Source organism: Cyclobacterium sp. SOCE241 (genome assembly GCF_056867545.1).
The window spans coordinates 4941538-4958046 of record NZ_CP149779.1; the positions used below are offsets into that span (position 1 = coordinate 4941538).

At 39.1% G+C, this 16509-nt stretch carries 20 protein-coding genes, 2 tRNA genes and 1 pseudogene; all 23 read left to right on the plus strand.

Translation table 11 applies throughout. The features are described from left to right. Positions 1-9 precede the first annotated feature (9 nt). Positions 10-915 carry a dihydrodipicolinate synthase family protein gene (locus WG932_RS25065; protein WP_149394235.1) on the plus strand — a complete coding sequence of 302 codons (906 nt, stop codon included), beginning with the start codon at positions 10-12 and terminating at the stop codon, positions 913-915. 149 nt (positions 916-1064) lie between these two features. Further along, complete coding sequence (locus WG932_RS25070) at positions 1065-1445, plus strand: RidA family protein (protein ID WP_014020476.1); 381 nt, start codon at positions 1065-1067, stop codon at positions 1443-1445. A 93-nt stretch (positions 1446-1538) separates the two neighbouring features. Then, positions 1539-2929: pseudogene (locus WG932_RS25075) on the plus strand (M81 family metallopeptidase). Beyond that, on the plus strand, positions 2926-3381 hold the full coding sequence (locus tag WG932_RS25080; protein ID WP_483085794.1) for an SMP-30/gluconolactonase/LRE family protein: 456 nt from the start codon (positions 2926-2928) through the stop codon (positions 3379-3381). The pseudogene WG932_RS25075 and the gene WG932_RS25080 overlap by 4 nt, the downstream one beginning before the upstream one ends. 46 nt (positions 3382-3427) lie before the next feature. Further along, positions 3428-3802, plus strand: a complete 375-nt coding sequence (locus tag WG932_RS25085) for an SMP-30/gluconolactonase/LRE family protein (RefSeq protein ID WP_483085795.1) — start codon at positions 3428-3430, stop codon at positions 3800-3802. A 6-nt stretch (positions 3803-3808) separates the two neighbouring features. After that, the gene (locus tag WG932_RS25090) at positions 3809-4795 is read left to right on the plus strand and encodes a Gfo/Idh/MocA family protein (RefSeq protein ID WP_483085796.1); all 987 of its coding nucleotides are present in this window, start codon (positions 3809-3811) and stop codon (positions 4793-4795) included. A 29-nt stretch (positions 4796-4824) separates the two neighbouring features. Further along, the gene (locus WG932_RS25095; RefSeq protein ID WP_483085797.1) at positions 4825-5373 is read left to right on the plus strand and encodes a hypothetical protein; all 549 of its coding nucleotides are present in this window, start codon (positions 4825-4827) and stop codon (positions 5371-5373) included. A 17-nt stretch (positions 5374-5390) separates the two neighbouring features. Further along, a complete protein-coding gene (locus tag WG932_RS25100) occupies positions 5391-7382 on the plus strand; it encodes a sodium:solute symporter family transporter (protein ID WP_483085798.1) in 1992 nt (663 codons plus the stop codon). Between the two features lie 511 nt (positions 7383-7893). Then, positions 7894-9375: a Do family serine endopeptidase gene (locus tag WG932_RS25105; protein WP_483085799.1), complete on the plus strand. Its 1482-nt coding sequence runs from the start codon at positions 7894-7896 to the stop codon at positions 9373-9375. A gap of 358 nt (positions 9376-9733) precedes the next feature. Then, positions 9734-9811 (plus strand) — tRNA-Val (locus tag WG932_RS25110). 50 nt (positions 9812-9861) lie between these two features. Further along, a tRNA-Val gene (locus tag WG932_RS25115) sits at positions 9862-9939 on the plus strand. A gap of 29 nt (positions 9940-9968) precedes the next feature. Beyond that, complete coding sequence (locus tag WG932_RS25120; RefSeq protein ID WP_014020486.1) at positions 9969-10223, plus strand: GIY-YIG nuclease family protein; 255 nt, start codon at positions 9969-9971, stop codon at positions 10221-10223. A gap of 96 nt (positions 10224-10319) precedes the next feature. Continuing rightward, positions 10320-10574 (plus strand): GIY-YIG nuclease family protein, encoded by a 255-nt coding sequence (locus WG932_RS25125; RefSeq protein WP_483085800.1) that lies wholly within the window; start codon positions 10320-10322, stop codon positions 10572-10574. Positions 10575-10670: 96 nt separating this feature from the next. Beyond that, positions 10671-10925 (plus strand): GIY-YIG nuclease family protein, encoded by a 255-nt coding sequence (locus tag WG932_RS25130; RefSeq protein ID WP_483085801.1) that lies wholly within the window; start codon positions 10671-10673, stop codon positions 10923-10925. Between the two features lie 95 nt (positions 10926-11020). After that, entirely contained in the window at positions 11021-11179 is a 159-nt protein-coding gene (locus WG932_RS25135; protein ID WP_483085802.1) for a GIY-YIG nuclease family protein, read from the plus strand. A 238-nt stretch (positions 11180-11417) separates the two neighbouring features. Further along, on the plus strand, positions 11418-12014 hold the full coding sequence (locus WG932_RS25140) for an RNA polymerase sigma factor (RefSeq protein ID WP_157466703.1): 597 nt from the start codon (positions 11418-11420) through the stop codon (positions 12012-12014). 113 nt (positions 12015-12127) lie between these two features. Beyond that, positions 12128-12301 carry a hypothetical protein gene (locus tag WG932_RS25145; protein WP_483085803.1) on the plus strand — a complete coding sequence of 58 codons (174 nt, stop codon included), beginning with the start codon at positions 12128-12130 and terminating at the stop codon, positions 12299-12301. After that, complete coding sequence (locus WG932_RS25150; protein WP_483085804.1) at positions 12298-12744, plus strand: FecR family protein; 447 nt, start codon at positions 12298-12300, stop codon at positions 12742-12744. The genes WG932_RS25145 and WG932_RS25150 overlap by 4 nt, the downstream gene beginning before the upstream one ends. After that, positions 12741-13031, plus strand: coding sequence for a FecR domain-containing protein (locus WG932_RS25155; RefSeq protein ID WP_483085805.1), 291 nt, complete (start codon positions 12741-12743; stop codon positions 13029-13031). The genes WG932_RS25150 and WG932_RS25155 overlap by 4 nt, the downstream gene beginning before the upstream one ends. 54 nt (positions 13032-13085) lie before the next feature. Continuing rightward, entirely contained in the window at positions 13086-13487 is a 402-nt protein-coding gene (locus WG932_RS25160; protein WP_483085806.1) for a hypothetical protein, read from the plus strand. A gap of 8 nt (positions 13488-13495) precedes the next feature. Then, a complete protein-coding gene (locus WG932_RS25165; RefSeq protein WP_483085807.1) occupies positions 13496-15025 on the plus strand; it encodes a SusC/RagA family TonB-linked outer membrane protein in 1530 nt (509 codons plus the stop codon). After that, complete coding sequence (locus WG932_RS25170) at positions 15025-16065, plus strand: TonB-dependent receptor domain-containing protein (RefSeq protein ID WP_483085808.1); 1041 nt, start codon at positions 15025-15027, stop codon at positions 16063-16065. Before WG932_RS25165 ends, WG932_RS25170 begins: the two co-directional genes overlap by 1 nt. After that, positions 16062-16499: a hypothetical protein gene (locus WG932_RS25175; RefSeq protein WP_483085809.1), complete on the plus strand. Its 438-nt coding sequence runs from the start codon at positions 16062-16064 to the stop codon at positions 16497-16499. The genes WG932_RS25170 and WG932_RS25175 overlap by 4 nt, the downstream gene beginning before the upstream one ends. The last annotated feature ends 10 nt before the right edge of the window (positions 16500-16509 follow it).

Consider the following 16509-nt stretch of genomic DNA (forward strand, 5'->3'; position numbering starts at 1 on the left):
AAGTAGATTATGTATGAAAATTTGAAAGGGGTGTGGCCTGCAATGCTTACGCCTATGGACGGAAATGGTCGTCCGGCATTTAAGCAATTGGAGAAATGGGTAGAAGTATTATTATCCGAAGGGGTAGATGGCTTGTATCTACTTGGTTCTACAGGGCAAGGCTTTCTCTTGAGTGAAGAGGATAGGAAAAAGGTAACGGAAATTACCGCAAGCGTTAATGCAGGTAAGGTGCCAATCATGGTTCAAGTTGGATCCATGACCACTGCAGAATCAGTACGGTTGGCCCAACATGCTTCCAAATGCAAAGTTGATGGTATATCCTCTGTGGCACCTGTCTATTACGGACCAACAGACGGAACATCAGGAATGGCTTTAGCGCATTATGAAGCCATTGCCACTGCCTCCGACTTGCCTTTCTTCCCTTACCAATTGGGGTCAACGAGTTTTTCTTTGGTAGAATTTATAAATAAACTACTAAAGATGCCTAATATGGTGGGGATGAAATTAACCACCAATAATTTATTAGAAATTAGTACCGTTTCTTACAGTTCAAAAGGTAAGTTGGTGCTTTTTAGTGGAGCAGATGAGTTGATGTGTCAGGCTGCTTTGTGTGGCACTACAGGTGCAATAGGGTCTTACTACAATGTTTTTGAACGTGAGTGTAAGCATGTTCGGAATGAGTTTGTGAAGGGGAATGTTAAACTTGCAACAGATTTTATGTTGGTGTTCCAAGAGGTTATCGCAGAATCTCTACCCAATATATGGACCTTTTTCAGGCAAGCTATTCAAATGAGGTACAGTGTGGATATTGGTCCATCTATCGCCCCGGTTGGAAATACCAATAAAGTTTGGGATGATAAGAAGGTGGAAGAATTAATTGATCGTGTGGTGAAAGCTTCCAAATTAGGAAGCTAAGATCAATCATTGGTAAAAATTTCGAAGGGATTCTTTTACATAAAATGGCTTAAAATCATTATTTGACATTTTAGATTGGTAAATTGAATTTGAAAACCGACCACCTTTCTTAAAGGTGAAAAATTATTTTAAAACTATTCATTAATATTATGGTAAAAAAAGAAATCGTTTCCGGTGAAGGTGTGCCACAAAGTGCCTTGCCTTTTTCTCCGGCGCTTAAAGTGAATGATTTGGTATTTGTCTCAGGACAAGCATCAGTAGATGAAAATGGAAAAATAGTTAACGATACTTTTGAAGGAGAAGTAAGGAGATCATTTGAAAATGCCAGAAAGATATTGGCTGCAGCAGGTTTGGACTTTAGTGATGTGGTCCAAGTGAGGAATTACGTGGCTAATCAAGATGATTTGGCCGAATTTAACGTCATTTATAAAGATTATTTCCAAGAGCCTTATCCTGCAAGAACAACCTTAATTGGGTGTTTAGGTACACTGCTGAAGTTTGAAGTAGACTTATTGGCCCATGCAAGGTGATCCAAAAAAACGCATAGGGATTATTGGTGTATACCATGAGTCCAATACTTTTTGGACCAAGAAACCACCTGGGAAGACTTTGAGAATGGGCATGTGCTATATGGACAGGCTATCATTGATGAATACCAAACTGCTTTCCATGAGATCGGTGGAATAGTAGAAGTCTTGAGTGCAGAAAAAGACATTGAGCTTGTTCCTATTTTCTATGCAGAGGCCACTCCCGGTGGGATAATTGCCAGAGAGACTGCTGAACATTTGCTAAATGAGTTGAACCGAACGTTAAAGGAAAGCCTTCCTTTAGATGGCTTGATGGTGGTGCCACATGGTGCGGCAGTAAGTGTATCTTATTTAGATTTTGATGGACATTGGTTGCGCACGGTAAGAGAAATCATGGGAACGGATCTTCCTATTATAGGGACAATTGATCCGCATTGTAACTTGAGTAATCAGATGGTGGATGCTTTGGATGGGCTAGTGGCTTATAAAACCAACCCACATATTGACCAAAGAGATGCAGGGAGGTCGGCAGCTAGGATAATGGCAGATACTCTCCATGCTAAGGTGAAACCTAAAATGGTCCTTTTGCAAACCAATGTTGCCATTAGCATAGAGATGCAACATACAGGTTCAGATCCTTGCCAGAGTTTATTTGCTTTAGCGAAAAGTATGCAAGAAGAACCGGAAGTATTGTCTACCAATGTTGTTTTGGGGTTTCCATATGCGGATGTACCTGAAATGGGTACCAGTTTCATTGTGATTACCAATAATGATGAAAAATTGGCAAATGATAAAGCTGATGTATTAAATGAATACCTGCTTAAAAATCATCAAGATTTTTCCGGAAATAAAATTGGACTCGAAGAATTACCAGAACATATAAGCAAGGCTGAAAAACCTTTATTGATATTGGATATGGGAGACAATGTAGGTGGGGGATCACCTGCAGACAGTACTTTCTTATTGGAGGTTTTGGAGACTTGTTCCGGTGTGAAAAGTTTCATGTGTATCTATGACCCGGAAGCTGTAGCAGAAGTAAAGAACAAGGATTTTGAAGGTTATTACCCTGTGAAAATAGGAGCGAAATCTGATGATTTACATGGGGAAACCATGGTTGTGGAGGTGAAACTTGAGAGGGTAGTAGATGGGAAGTTTACTGAAAAAGAACCTCGACATGGAGGGCAAGTCAATTTCAATATGGGGAAACGGCAATTGTTACCAGCAAAGCAGGCAATACAATCATGTTGACCTCTTTACGGATGGTGCCTTTTAGCTTACAGCAATTGATCCATTTTGATATAGACCCTACCACCTATGGGGTGTTGGTGGCAAAGGGAGTAAATGCACCTTTGGCGGCTTACCAACCTGTATGCAATTCCATAATCAGAGCCAATACTCCAGGCGTGACTCGTGCAGACATGGCAAGCTTGAACTATAAACACAGAAGAAAACCGTTGTTTCCGCTTGATAAAATTGAAGTAAAATGAATATAGGAAACCACCAACCCCACCAACTCCCTGACCCAAAAACCATCCAGCCTCAAATCATGTTGTCTTTGGATTATTATACAGAAGGACCTGTTATAGGGGGTGATGGTTTCCTTTATTTTACATCCCTAGCCGGAGAAGGGATCTGCCGCTATGAAGATAAGGGCTATATTGTGTGGGGAAAAGGAAAAAGGCCAAACGGACAAGCAATCATGGCAAATGGCGATCATTTGCTTTGTGACAGCCTAGCATCTAGAGTGGTAAGGTACAGTGCTAAAGGTGAATTTTTGGGAGAAGTTTCCCCTGAATTTATAAATGGAGTAAAGGTCAATTGCCCCAATGATATTGCTGTTCATACAGATAAAGGATTTTACTTTACAGACTCTATTCGACACAAAGGGGCGGTTTATTTTGTCGGATGGGGGAAGCTTATGCAGTTGCTACTGATATAGATTTTCCCAATGGTATAGTTTACCATAAAGAAAAAAATGCTTGTATGTGGCAGAGAGTTATAAAAATAGGGTGTTAGCCATTAATCTGGAACTTCCTATTTCCAGCCCCAATTACTTGAGAGTGCTGGCCAACCTCCCTTACAATGATCAAAACAGAGCTACCGGAAATTTACCTGATGGTATGGCTATAGATGCTGATGGAAGGTTGTGGGTAGCCCATTATGGAATGCAAGCCATTCAGGTTCTTTCAGAAACTGGAGACCTGCTTGCTACTTATGATTCAGGAATCCCTCTAACCAGTAACCTGTGCTTTTCAGATGGATGCCTTTGGATAACAGGTGGTTTGGGGAGCCCGGTCCGGGAAGAATTAGTAGAATACATGTTGGCATCGAAGGGATGCCTATATAAAGATTGGAACTGAGAAAGAATGATAAGAATTGGGATTATTGGCGCAAGGAATTTCAGCTCGAGGCATATTGAAGCAATTCATCAAATACCGACAATTGAAATCAAGGCAGTTTGCAGAAGAGATCCACTTGCATTGGCCATGTTTACGGATAAATACAAGCTAGTTGGGAAGACAGATTATCGTCAATTGATAAACAATCGGGATATTGATGCAGTGCTAATCGCTACTCCTCACCACTTGCATACCCAAATAGCTATAGAGGCAGCAGGTGCTGGAAAGCATGTGCTGCTGGAAAAACCAATGGCTTCCACGTATGCTGATTGCAAAGCTATTAATGATGCCTGTAATCAATCGGGAGTAGTTCTGATGATTGGGCAGGTTGCGCAATTCTCTCCCGGGTTCAAAGTTGCAAAAAAATGTATCGACTCTGGGGAAATTGGAGAGATTCAAATGGTAAAGGCTACTTCAATCTCCTTTTGGAAACATGGAGATAGGAAGGACTGGCATTTAAAAAAAATATCAGGAGGAGGATATTTACTCACCGTAGCCATTCACCAATTAGATGCACTATGCGCATTGGTGCCTGCTGAGGTTACTTCTGTATTCGCTTCCATGACCAATGCTTTTCATGGAGATGAAGTGGACGATGGGGGACTGATATTTTTGGGGTTCAAGAATGGTCAAAAGGCTTCACTTCACTACACCGGTTTTAAAGACGGAGTAAATGAAATAAGCATTGATATCAATGGGAGCAAAGGGAGTCTGAGGCTTGACAATACACAGGGGGCATTTCTAGGTAGAGACCAAAAATACCAACTTCTACCAGGTTCTTTTTCAAGGGATTGGATGAACGAAGGATTGGTTAATCAATGGAAAGAATTTTCTGAGGCCATATTAAATGGTAGAGAACCAATGGCTTCCGGGAATCGAACATTAAAAGTGATGGAAGTGTTATTTGCAGCTTTTGAATCAGCTTCTTCCGGAAAGACGATAAAGCTTAATTAAAATCAAAAAATAGAAAACAAAAGAATAAAATGTATTCAACTTTAGAGAAACCCTTTTTCCTCAGCTTTTTTTTAATTCTTTTCGTTTTTCAAGCAGTAGGTAAGGAGGTGGTATGGGAGGTGTTACCTGCTATTCCCGATAAAGAAGGATTTGCAGGGATGTTTGCTGGAACTAGTAATGGAGTGCTATTGGTTGGTGGAGGAGCTAATTTTCCTGAAAAGAGACCTTGGGAAGGAGGAGAGAAGTTTTGGTATGATGAAATCTATTTTATGGAAGACATTGAAACCGGCTGGAAGCTTTCAAAGCAAAAACTTCCTCAAAAGTTGGGCTATATGGTTTCCGGAACCTATAAAAATAAGGTATGGGTGATTGGTGGGAATGATGCTAAAGCGCATACAGATTTGGTGATCAGCTTGGCTTACCAAAACGGAGAAGTCGTAATTGAGAATGATTATCCTCAATTGCCGGTCCCATTGGCCAATATGACCGGAGCCATTGTGAACGGAATTTTATACGTTTTGGGGGACAGCAGACTCCTACAGGTTTGGCAGAAACAAAATTTTATATCCTGGATTTAAATAGAAATAAAGAGGATATGAAATGGGTTGAAGGTCCTATTTTTCCGGGAAAGGCCAGAATACAGGCTGTAGCTGCTTCGCACAAAGATGTTTTTTATGTTTTTAGTGGTTTTACACTTCATCATAATACAGATGGTAGTTTGGGAAGGAAATTGCTAAAAGATGCCTACAGGTTTATTCCATCTGAGCAACCAAAGGAGGGTATATGGCAGCAAATAAATAATTTACCTAGAGGAGTTGCAGCCGCCCCTTCACCCGCATTTAGTCTAGGTGGAGACCATATTCTAATTGCCGGAGGTTTAGATGAAGAAACCTTAAAGCACACAGACCCCGCAAGTCATCCTGGTTTTTTAGATAAAATGTTAGCTTACAATACCAATGCTGAAAAATGGGTAGAAATGGGAGATATGCCTGAAGGGAGTTCAAGGGTAACAGCACCATCTGCTTTTTGGAAAGGTTTTTGGGTTGTTCCTAATGGGGAAAAAGGTCCGGGAGTAAGGTCCCCTAAAGTCATGGGTTTGGCTACACAAAATCCCTTTGGAATGGCTAACTGGTTGACACTGGGAGCCTATTTGGCTTGCATGTTGGGAATAGGCTTTTACTTTTCAAAAAGAGAAAATACCACAACTGAATATTTTCTGGCCGGGAAAAGGATACCCTGGTGGGCTGCCGGGTTAAGTATCTACGGGACACAATTAAGTGCGATTACTTTTATGGCCATACCTGTCATCGTTTATGCCACCAATTGGCGTTTGGCAGTAGGTTCCTTTATGATCCTTGCCATTGTACCTTTAATTGTAAAATATTATCTGCCTTTTTTTAGAAGATTAAATATAACAACAGCCTATCAATACTTGGAATTGAGGTTTGATATTCGTGTAAGATTGTTGGGTAGTTTGACATTTATATTGCTACAACTTGCCCGGATGGGGGTTGTACTTTATCTTCCGGCCATTGCCATCTCTTCCGTAACCAATATGGATATTTTCTTGTGCATCGCTATAATGGGTGTATTTAGTACCATTTATACCGTACTGGGTGGCATGGAAGCAGTTATTTGGACGGATGTAATTCAAGTGGTTGTTTTACTTGGAGGTGCGCTGCTTTCCATATTTATTGCAATAGCCAATATTGATGGAGGATTTTCTACTGTTATTGAAGTCGGGATGCGGTTAGATAAATTCAAGCTTATAGACTGGTCTTGGGATTATACCCAACTGGTGTTTTGGGTGGCAATTATTGGATTCTTTTTCTTAAACTTAATCCCATACTCCTCAGATCAAGTGGTGATACAGCGTTATCTTACTGTCAAAGATGAAAAGGAGGCAGCCAAAAGTCTTTGGACCAATGGGTTAATTACCATACCCGGAATATTTTTATTTTTTGGGTTGGGGACGGTGCTGTTCGTGTATTACCTTACCAATCCGGAGAAAATAGGAAGTGCCAATCCCGAAGAGCTTTTACCCTATTATATTGTAGCTGAGCTTCCTTTAGGGATAGCAGGATTGGTAATTGCGGGAATTTTTGCCGCCAGTATGTCTTCGCTCGATAGTAGTATGAATAGTATTGCAACCGCATACATAACAGATATCCATCGGTACCTAAAGCCGGGGCTTAAAGATGGAGCATACCTGAAATTGGCTAAAACTATTACCGTCATCATGGGGGTTTTTGGAACCCTAACAGCAATTTGGATAGCTGCTACTGAAGTAGGTTTTATTTTTGACTTTTTCCAAAAGTTATTAGGGATGATTGGTGGCTGCCTTGCCGGGGTTTTTATTTTGGCTATTTTTAGTCAAAGAGCCAATTCCACAGGTGTGGTGATTGGGACGCTTTCAGGGGCAGGTATAACCTTTCTTGTCAGTAAATTTACTGATGTAAATGGTTATCTCTATGGAGCAATAGGTGTGTTAAGCTGTGTCGCAATAGGTTTTATTTTTAGTTTAATTTTTCCCGATAGTAAAAGCCAGACCAAAGGGCTTACTTACAAATCAATAATTAAGAAGTAGTTAATGCGTATGCTTCCTTAAAATACCGTAGATCTTAAAATGTTGCCAAAATGACAGTTCTATCTGTCATTTTGCGCGTATAAGTCATTTTCATAATTAAATTTGGAATGGTTTTGGATTGAAACCTTTACAATGATGAGCTAGGTCTATAATTGAATGAGGGGTTTGGTATCGATTAGTTTTTCCATTCAATGATTTAATTGATTTTTATGGGTTTTTGTTAATATATTAGGTTTAATTGAACGCTTTAGAAAAAAATACCAAAAGGTAATGCAAAGCTTCAACCTTTTGACATGACATCATGTTAATAATATACAAGAGGTTAACGGTTGAATGAATGAGGTTTTTATTTGGTTTCTTTTATTTAATATAGAATATGTTAGAAGAAATTTCTGTTTTTATGTTAAATGCTGTTAAATATTAAACCTAAAGACCAAGTGGCATCGTTTTAGAAGTGATTTTAGTAATAATACTAGGTATTAATTGATGTAAATTAAAAGAAAGGTATACAATGAATAGAAAACAATTTTTCCTTGGAATCGTGCTTGCTTCTTTAATTGGGGGCTTGGTGGCTGTACTTGGAGTTGGGTTATTGCAAACCAACCAAGATACATCTACCAATTTTACAGAAAAGCAAAATGCTAGTTTGGTAAAATGGCTAAATGATGAAAGTTTTGTGGTTCCTGAAGGGATAAATTTCGTAGCCTCTGCGGCTCAGGTTACGCCTGCTGTAGTACATGTAAGAAGTACAGTTTCGGTGAGTAGAAGTCAACAGGGTTTAGACCCAATGGAGGAGTTATTTGGTTTTAGGTCTCCAAGAGGTGAATCTACTCCAAGAGAAGGAAGGAGTTCAGGATCTGGAGCTGTGATTTCTGAGGATGGTTATATAGTTACCAATAATCATGTGATAGAAAATGCATCTAAGGTGGAAATTACCTTGGAAGATAACCGTAGGTATACAGCAAGGGTTATAGGAGCAGATCCAACCACGGATTTAGCATTATTAAAAATTGAAGCTAATAACTTACCTTTTATTCCTTTTGGGGATTCAGACCAAGCACAGATTGGTGAATGGGTACTTGCAGTTGGAAATCCGTATGAGTTGAATTCTACGGTGACAGCCGGGATAATTAGTGCTAAATCTCGAAATATTGGTATTCTAAGAGATGAGAATAATTTACAAGTAGAATCTTTTATTCAAACAGATGCAGCTGTAAATCCCGGAAATTCCGGAGGGCCGTTGGTAAATCTTAATGGCGAGATTATTGGTATAAATACTGCTATCGCTTCCAGAACGGGTGGTTTTAGTGGTTATTCCTTCGCAGTACCAAGTAGCATTGCCAAGAAGGTAATGGATGATTTGTTAGAGTTTGGCGCAGTACAAAGAGGGCTTTTAGGAGTGACCATCCAAGATGTCAACGCAGACCTTGAAGAAACGCTAGGTGAAGACATCAAAGCTGATAGAGGAGTGTTTGTTGTTGAGGTTAGAGAAGGTAGTGGTGGCGAAGAGGCTGGTCTTAAGAGAGGGGATGTTATCATAGGTGTTGATGGCGTTGACACCTATACTACTTCTTCTTTGCAAGAAAGAGTAGCCAGAAAGCGACCCGGGGATAAAGTTGTTGTTAAGTTTCTTAGAGATGGTAAGGAAATGGAAACGACTGCTACGCTGAAGAATACCTCAGGCGACACTAAGGTAGTGGTTAAAGTCATTCCAAAAATTACTGAGTTTGAAGGTGTGGTTTTTGAAGACCTGAAAGTAGAATACCAAGAAAGACTTGAGTTGGAAGGTGGAGCAACCATAACCTCCATTGATAACAAAGCGTGGAGAGAAGCAGGAGTGCAAGAAGGCTTTATTATCACCAAAATAGGTAGGACAAAGATTCTTAATGGTGAAGATGTAGTCAAAGCACTTAAAAGCTATGAAGGCGAGGAAGTAATTGTTTTAGGTGTTTATCCAAATGGTCAACGCTCTTATTACGAGTTGGATCTATAATCTCTTAAAATGTAAGTCAATAATTGATAAAAAGGCTACCGATTGGTAGCCTTTTTATTTAATGTGGTTTGGGTTGTTGTATTTTTAGTATAAATCCATAGGTAAAAATCAGCCAGTCAGATAGTTGGTGGCGAAGTTTCTATTGATTTGTAGTTCTGGAGCATTTTTGTTGAATTTTTTATTAGAAAAAACCCAGTTTAATTTTTGCAACATTAAAATTTAACCCTACATTTGCAATCCAAATCGGGGAATTTACCGCTGTCAATTGCTTATCGAGCACCTTGTTCATCCGGTATAAATTAGTCGAAATGGGAATGTTTGAAATTTAAAGTGATTTCAGAATAAGAAATAAAGTATTGGGAGTTTAGCTCAGTTGGTTCAGAGCATCTGCCTTACAAGCAGAGGGTCGGGGGTTCGAATCCCTCAACTCCCACCACAAGCCTTTGAAAGCGAAAGGCTGAATAATAGTCAAAAGTTTTAAATATTGGGAGTTTAGCTCAGTTGGTTCAGAGCATCTGCCTTACAAGCAGAGGGTCGGGGGTTCGAATCCCTCAACTCCCACCACAAGCCTTTTTAGAAGGCTTTTTTCATTTATGCACTGTCACTTTTATATACTGTTTTCCAGATGCAAAAATCGATATTATATCGGAGCGACCTGTGATGAACTTAAAGAAAGAGTTCGCAGGCATAATTCCAACCATAAGAAAGGGTTTACGGGAACAGTGAATGACTGGGAGTTGGTTTATTCTGAAGACTTTAAATCAAAGGAGGAAGCCTTCTCCAGAGAGCGGGAAGTTAAAAAATGGAAAAGCCGTAAGAAAATTGAGACGCTAATAAGCTCAACATGACATTTGATTCAGAGCATTCCGATTTACATCGGAAGGGTCGGGGGTTCGAATCCCTCAACTCCCACCACAAGCCTTTTTAGAAGGCTTTTTTTATTTATGGACTGTCACTTTTATATTTTGTTTTCCAGGTGCAAAAATCGATATTATATCGGAGCGACCTGTGATGAACTTAAAGAAAGAGTTCGCAGGCATAATTCCAACCACAAGAAAGGCTTTACGGGAACAGTGAATGACTGGGAGTTGGTTTATTCTGAAGACTTTAAATCAAAGGAGGAAGCCTTCTCCAGAGAGCGGGAAGTTAAAAAATGGAAAAGCCGTAAGAAAATTGAGACGCTAATAAGCTCAACATGACATTTGATTCAGAGCATTCCGATTTACATCGGAAGGGTCGGGGGTTCGAATCCCTCAACTCCCACCACAAGCCTTTTTAGAAGGCTTTTTTCATTTATGCACTGTCACTTTTATATACTGTTTTCCAGATGCAAAAATCGATATTATATCGGAGCGACCTGTGATGAACTTAAAGAAAGAGTTCGCAGGCATAATTCCAACCACAAGAAAGGCTTTACGGTAACAGTGAATGACTGGGAGTTGGTTTATTCTGAAGACTTTAAATCAAAGGAGGAAGCCTTCTCCAGAGAGCGGGAAGTTAAAAAATGGAAAAGCCGTAAGAAAATTGAGACGCTAATAAGCTCAACATGACATTTGATTCAGAGCATTCCGATTTACATCGGAAGGGTCGGGGGTTCGAATCCCTCAACTCCCACCACAAGCCTTTTTAGAAGGCTTTTTCATTTATGCACTGTCACTTTTATATACTGTTTTCCAGATGCAAAAATCGATATTATATCGGAGCGACCTGTGATGAACTTAAAGAAAGAGTTCGCAGGCATAATTCCAACCACAAGAAAGGTTTATTAACACCGGAATTTCTTTTTTTAACATTGGAAGGGTAAGCCATTTAATAATGGCCTTTTTTCCTTTTAAAAAATGTATGTAACTTATCCGCGAGGAGAAGGTCCAAATAGTGTCTGCCTGAATATCTTTAGGAAAAAAGGAACTAAGTTTAAATTAGGGTTAGATAGCTAAAGGCATTCAACTAAAGGACTGGTCAACTAAATAGGGATGTATTTTTTCGGAAATTTTTCCAGAATTGTTGATTCCCATGCTGTATGCAAATCATTACTTCAATCAATGAAAGCTGAAAAGGATCTTGTTCTTGGCCTAAAGAAAGGTGATAGTGAAGCCCTATCTATGATATATGATCAATACTATGAAGGTCTATATTTTTATTTATTAAAGTTCACTTCTCAAAAAGATTTGGTGCAGAATGCTGTGCAGGATTTATTTGTTGACCTATGGGCGTCAAGATCAAAGCTGGGTGAAATCAATTCACTCAAAGGGTATCTATTTGTTTCAGGCAAGAGGAAGTTATATCATCTTATTAAGTCCAATAAAAAAAAACAAATTGTTGACTTGGCTTTTCCCACAGTGGTAGATGGAATGTTATTTCAATATTCACAAGAAGATTTTTTAGTTGAAATAGAAACCAATGAGGAAAGAAAAGATAGGCTTTTAACAGCGATTAATAGACTTCCATCTCGTCAAAAAGAAGCAATTTATTTGCGTTATTATGAAAAGTTAAATCTTGAGGAAATCAGTCAAATCCAAGGAATTGCCTATCAGTCAGTCCTTAATAATTTACAAAGGGCACTACATACACTACGTTCTAACCCATTAATTGTCAATCTTTTTGAATGGGCTATATTCGCATTTATTTGTTTGGCATAAGATTTATCATAATTTTTTCTGATTTTTTGAGTATCTGAGCACGATATGAGTCTCTTTATATAAAAGCCTACGATTTTGGCTAAAGTAATTGATAGACTGATTATTCAAAAAAATTGAAGAATTCCAAACCAATATTTGAGGACCTGACCAAAGAAGGCGAAAATCCTGTCAAGATGGTTTTTGCCAAACGCACACTGTCTAAAACTGTTCTTGCTCAAGAGAAAAATAAATTACTAAAGAGGGTAACCAACGATAATGCACTCCTTGAAAAAAATCTGTGGGATTGAAGAGTTGGAGAACCACTATTTTTAGGTATGCGGCGGCAGCTGTCGTATTGGTTGTAAGTATGATGGCTGCCCTTAGCATAGATAAGGTAAGGCATCAAACAGCTTACGGAGAGGTTGCGAGTGTTCAATTACCGGATGGAACTTTAGTAACGCTCAATGGAAATTCCCAATTAAAGTATTCAAGGTTGTATTGGTGGTTTATGGAGGAAAGAAAGGTGGCCCTCAAAGGAGAAGCCTTTTTTGATGTGGTCAAACGAAAGACAAAGGAAGGGGATATGAAATTTCAAGTATTTACTGAGCACTTGAAGGTAGAAGTTTTGGGGACAGCATTTAATGTTATAGACAGGTCTAATCAAGAAGTAGTAGTATTGGAAGAGGGAGTGTGCAAGTTAAGGTTTTATCCAATGAGACCACGCTGCCTTTATTGCCGGGAGAGTACATGAGCTATAATAAAATTGATAATAAGCTGGAACATGGCTCAGTTGTAACAGAAGGCTATACCTCTTGGAAGGACAATTATATTATTCTTGACAACAAAACCTTAGGAGACCTTGCTCGGATCATCAATACAGTTTACGGAAAGAAAGTAGTATTCAAAAATAATGCAGACAAAGATATAATTCTTGAAGGGAAAGTCCCTTCCAATGAAATCAATGTTTTAATCCATGCCTTAAAATTGGCAACAAACCTTAAAATACATATGGAAGGAGATACTGTATTTGTCAATTGAGACAAACTCAAATCGTGCACTACTCAATTAATATTAACAATAAAAACCCAATTTATGAGAAATTATTATTACACCATAGCATTACTGCTGTGCTTGTTTAATTTAGGAAACAACCAATATTCCTTAGGGCAGGAGTTGCTTTCTTTTAACAAATTCGACAATCATATGCAGTCGAATGAAGCTGCAAAAACCATGACTTTCAAAAAGGCCATGGAGCAATTTGGAAACCATTATGGGGTTTCATTTTTGTATCGCAAAGACTTATTGGATCACCAATTGGTAAGCCCTCCTAGTTTATCCGGAGATAAAGGTAAAGGACTAGAAGAGATGCTTGCACCTTTAGGTGTGAGCTATAAAGAACTCCGCAAAGATTATATCGTTATTTTTTCAAGGGAAGAAAAAATGGGAATGAAGAAGATAAAATTGATCATTCCCAGCTGCGCTTTGATTCAGTAATCAAAGGGGTGATTACTGAAGAGAGTGGTGAGCCATTACCCGGAGCCACAATAATGGTGAAAGGGACAAATATTGGAACTGTAACTGATCTAGATGGAGCATATACTATCACTATTCCGGACAATATAGAGAACCCGGTATTAGAATTTTCTTTTATAGGTTTCAGTCCCCAAGAAGTAGTCGTTGGGACACAAACAGAAATTAATGTGACTTTATCCGATAACCTTGCTTCACTGAATGAAGTGGTAGTTATTGGTTATGGTGCCGTCAAGAAAAGTGATCTTACAGGTGCTGTATCCTCTGTTAAAGCCAGTGAAATTCAACAAACACCTATTACTTCTATAGATCAAGGGCTTGTCGGTCGAGCCTCTGGAGTAATGGTGACCCAAACATCAGGAATGCCAGGAGCAGTAGCCTCTATTCGTATCCGTGGTTCAAGTTCTCTTCAAGGTGGAAATGAACCATTGTATGTAATTGATGGATTCCCCGTCTATAGTGGGGCAGGTTTTGGAGAAACAGGAGGTAATGCTCGGATGAGTGGATTGTCTACCATCAATCCTGCAGATATTGAGTCTATTGAAATACTTAAAGATGCATCCGCGACTGCTATTTATGGGGCAAGAGCTGCCAATGGAGTTGTACTAATAACGACTAAGAGCGGTAAAGAGGGGCGTGATCAGGTTACTTTTGATGCTTATTATGGCGTACAAAAAGTTGTTCAGAAAATTGATGTGATGAACGCTTATGATTATGCCACTTTGGTCAATGAAGCTTATACCAACGATGGCTTAAGCCCCGTATATGGTGCAGATAAGATGGCTGAACTTCAGGCCAACCCTAAAGGTACAGATTGGCAAGAAGAAATATTTAGAGCTGCTCCTGTGCAGAATTACCAATTGTCGTTTTCAGGAGGGGATAAAAAGACGAATTATGCGGTTTCAGGAAATTATTTTAACCAAGAAGGCGTCATTATCAATTCGGGTTTTAAACGCTATTCCGGTAGAGTTAATATCGCAAGAAATATTAGCAATAAGTTCAAGGTAGGCACCAACTTTAATGTAAGTAAGACCATGTCGAATGCAGTACCAACGGATGCCGGAGGATCTGGAGGCGTGGTAACAGGAGCCATGAAATTTAACCCTATTCTACCTGTATACTCCAACCAAGAACTAGGTATTTATACCCAAGTTAACAGCCCGGGAATTATTTACCCTAATCCGGTTGCTTCTGCCCTCGAGCAAGTTAGAGAAAGTGCCATGTTACGTGTTTTAGGTAATATTTTTGGGGAGTACGAATTTGTGCCAAACTTAGTGGGAAAAGTGTCTTTCGGTACTGATCTAGTAAATACAAAATTTGATACGTTTATTCCTACCAGTATTTTTGAGTCTAATGGTATCGCAAAGGCTACAGTCAATGGTGGGTATACAACAAATTGGTTGAATGAAAATACTTTAAGTTGGAATAAAAAAATTAGTGATTTGCACAGTGTGTCTCTTTTGGGGGAATTACTTTCCAGAAGAATTTCTATGAAAGTTTAATGGCGTCTTCGCAAGATTTCGTAAATAATTCACTGGAAGAAAACGCCTTAGGTTCAGGTTCAGTTTACAACCAGCCGGGATCTTCTAAAACCGAATGGAGCTTGGTATCCTACTTAGGTAGAGTCAATTATAACTTTAATGAAAAATATTTACTTTCCCTAAATGGACGAATAGACGGTTCCTCTAGGTTTGGTGACAATAACAAGTATGCATTTTTCCCTTCCGGAGCATTGGCTTGGAGAGCAATTGAGGAAGATTTTATTCAAAACATGAATGTCTTCTCTAACCTCAAAGCTAGGATAAGTTATGGTGTAACAGGTAACCAAGAGATAGGTTTATACAACTCTTTGCCTACCTTAACGAATACGACTTATACAATCGGAGGAGCATTGGCGACAGGGTTTTACCCCAATTCAATTCCTAACCCCAATTTGAGATGGGAGAAAACCTCCCAATTTGACTTCGGATTAGATTTTGGATTTTTTGATGAGAGGTTAAGGTTTACAACCGATTACTACTTCAAAAAAACCATTGATTTGATTTATAATGTAGCTGTACCTTTTGTATCCGGATTTGGTTCTTCTTTACAAAATATAGGAAGTATTCAAAACCAAGGGGTTGAATTAATGATTGGCGCAGATATCTTGGCACAAACTGAATTGAAATGGACTTCCTCATTCAACATTTCTTTTAACCGTAACAAAGTATTAGAATTGGGTGGTGAAAGTTACAAGGATGTTGGAGGTGGAGACGGCCACTTGAAAACAGGATCCGTTCACCGTTTAATAGTTGGGCAGCCTATAGGTTTGTTTTATGGATATGTTTCAGATGGGATTATCCAAAATGCTGAAGAATTGGCTGCCGGACCTGTAGGTCCTACCAATTGGATTGGTGGAAGAAGGTACTTGGATATCAGTGGGCCAAATGGTGTTCCTGATGGAGTAGTCAATGCCACTTATGATAGAGCCATTATTGGAGATCCAAATCCTGATTTTTTGGAGGATTTACCAATACCATATCCTATAAAGGATTTGAATTGAATGCATTCACACAGTTTTCATATGGAGCAGATATTTTTAATTACAATGCCATGGAGTTAGAGTTACCTTCCGGAGGGCAGAATGTTTACAGTGATTTAGTAAACCGGTGGACCCCAAACAACCCTAGTGATGAGTACCCCAAGGCCACTACCAACAGGTCGGCAGTATTTAGTGATGTATTTATGGAAGATGGATCCTATCTAAAAATCAAAACCTTAACCTTAGGATATACCTTCCCTGCTTCAGAAATCAAGGCACTTAGTGGATTAAAGTTATACATAACAGGTCAAAACCTATTTACTTTCACCAACTACTCCGGTTATGATCCGGAAGTAAGTTATCGTGGTGCAACCAACCTTCAGTTAGGAGAAGATTTTGGAGGCTATCCACAGTCCAGAACGTTTATGATAGGGGCCAAAATTAACTTCCAATAAATCGCAGACA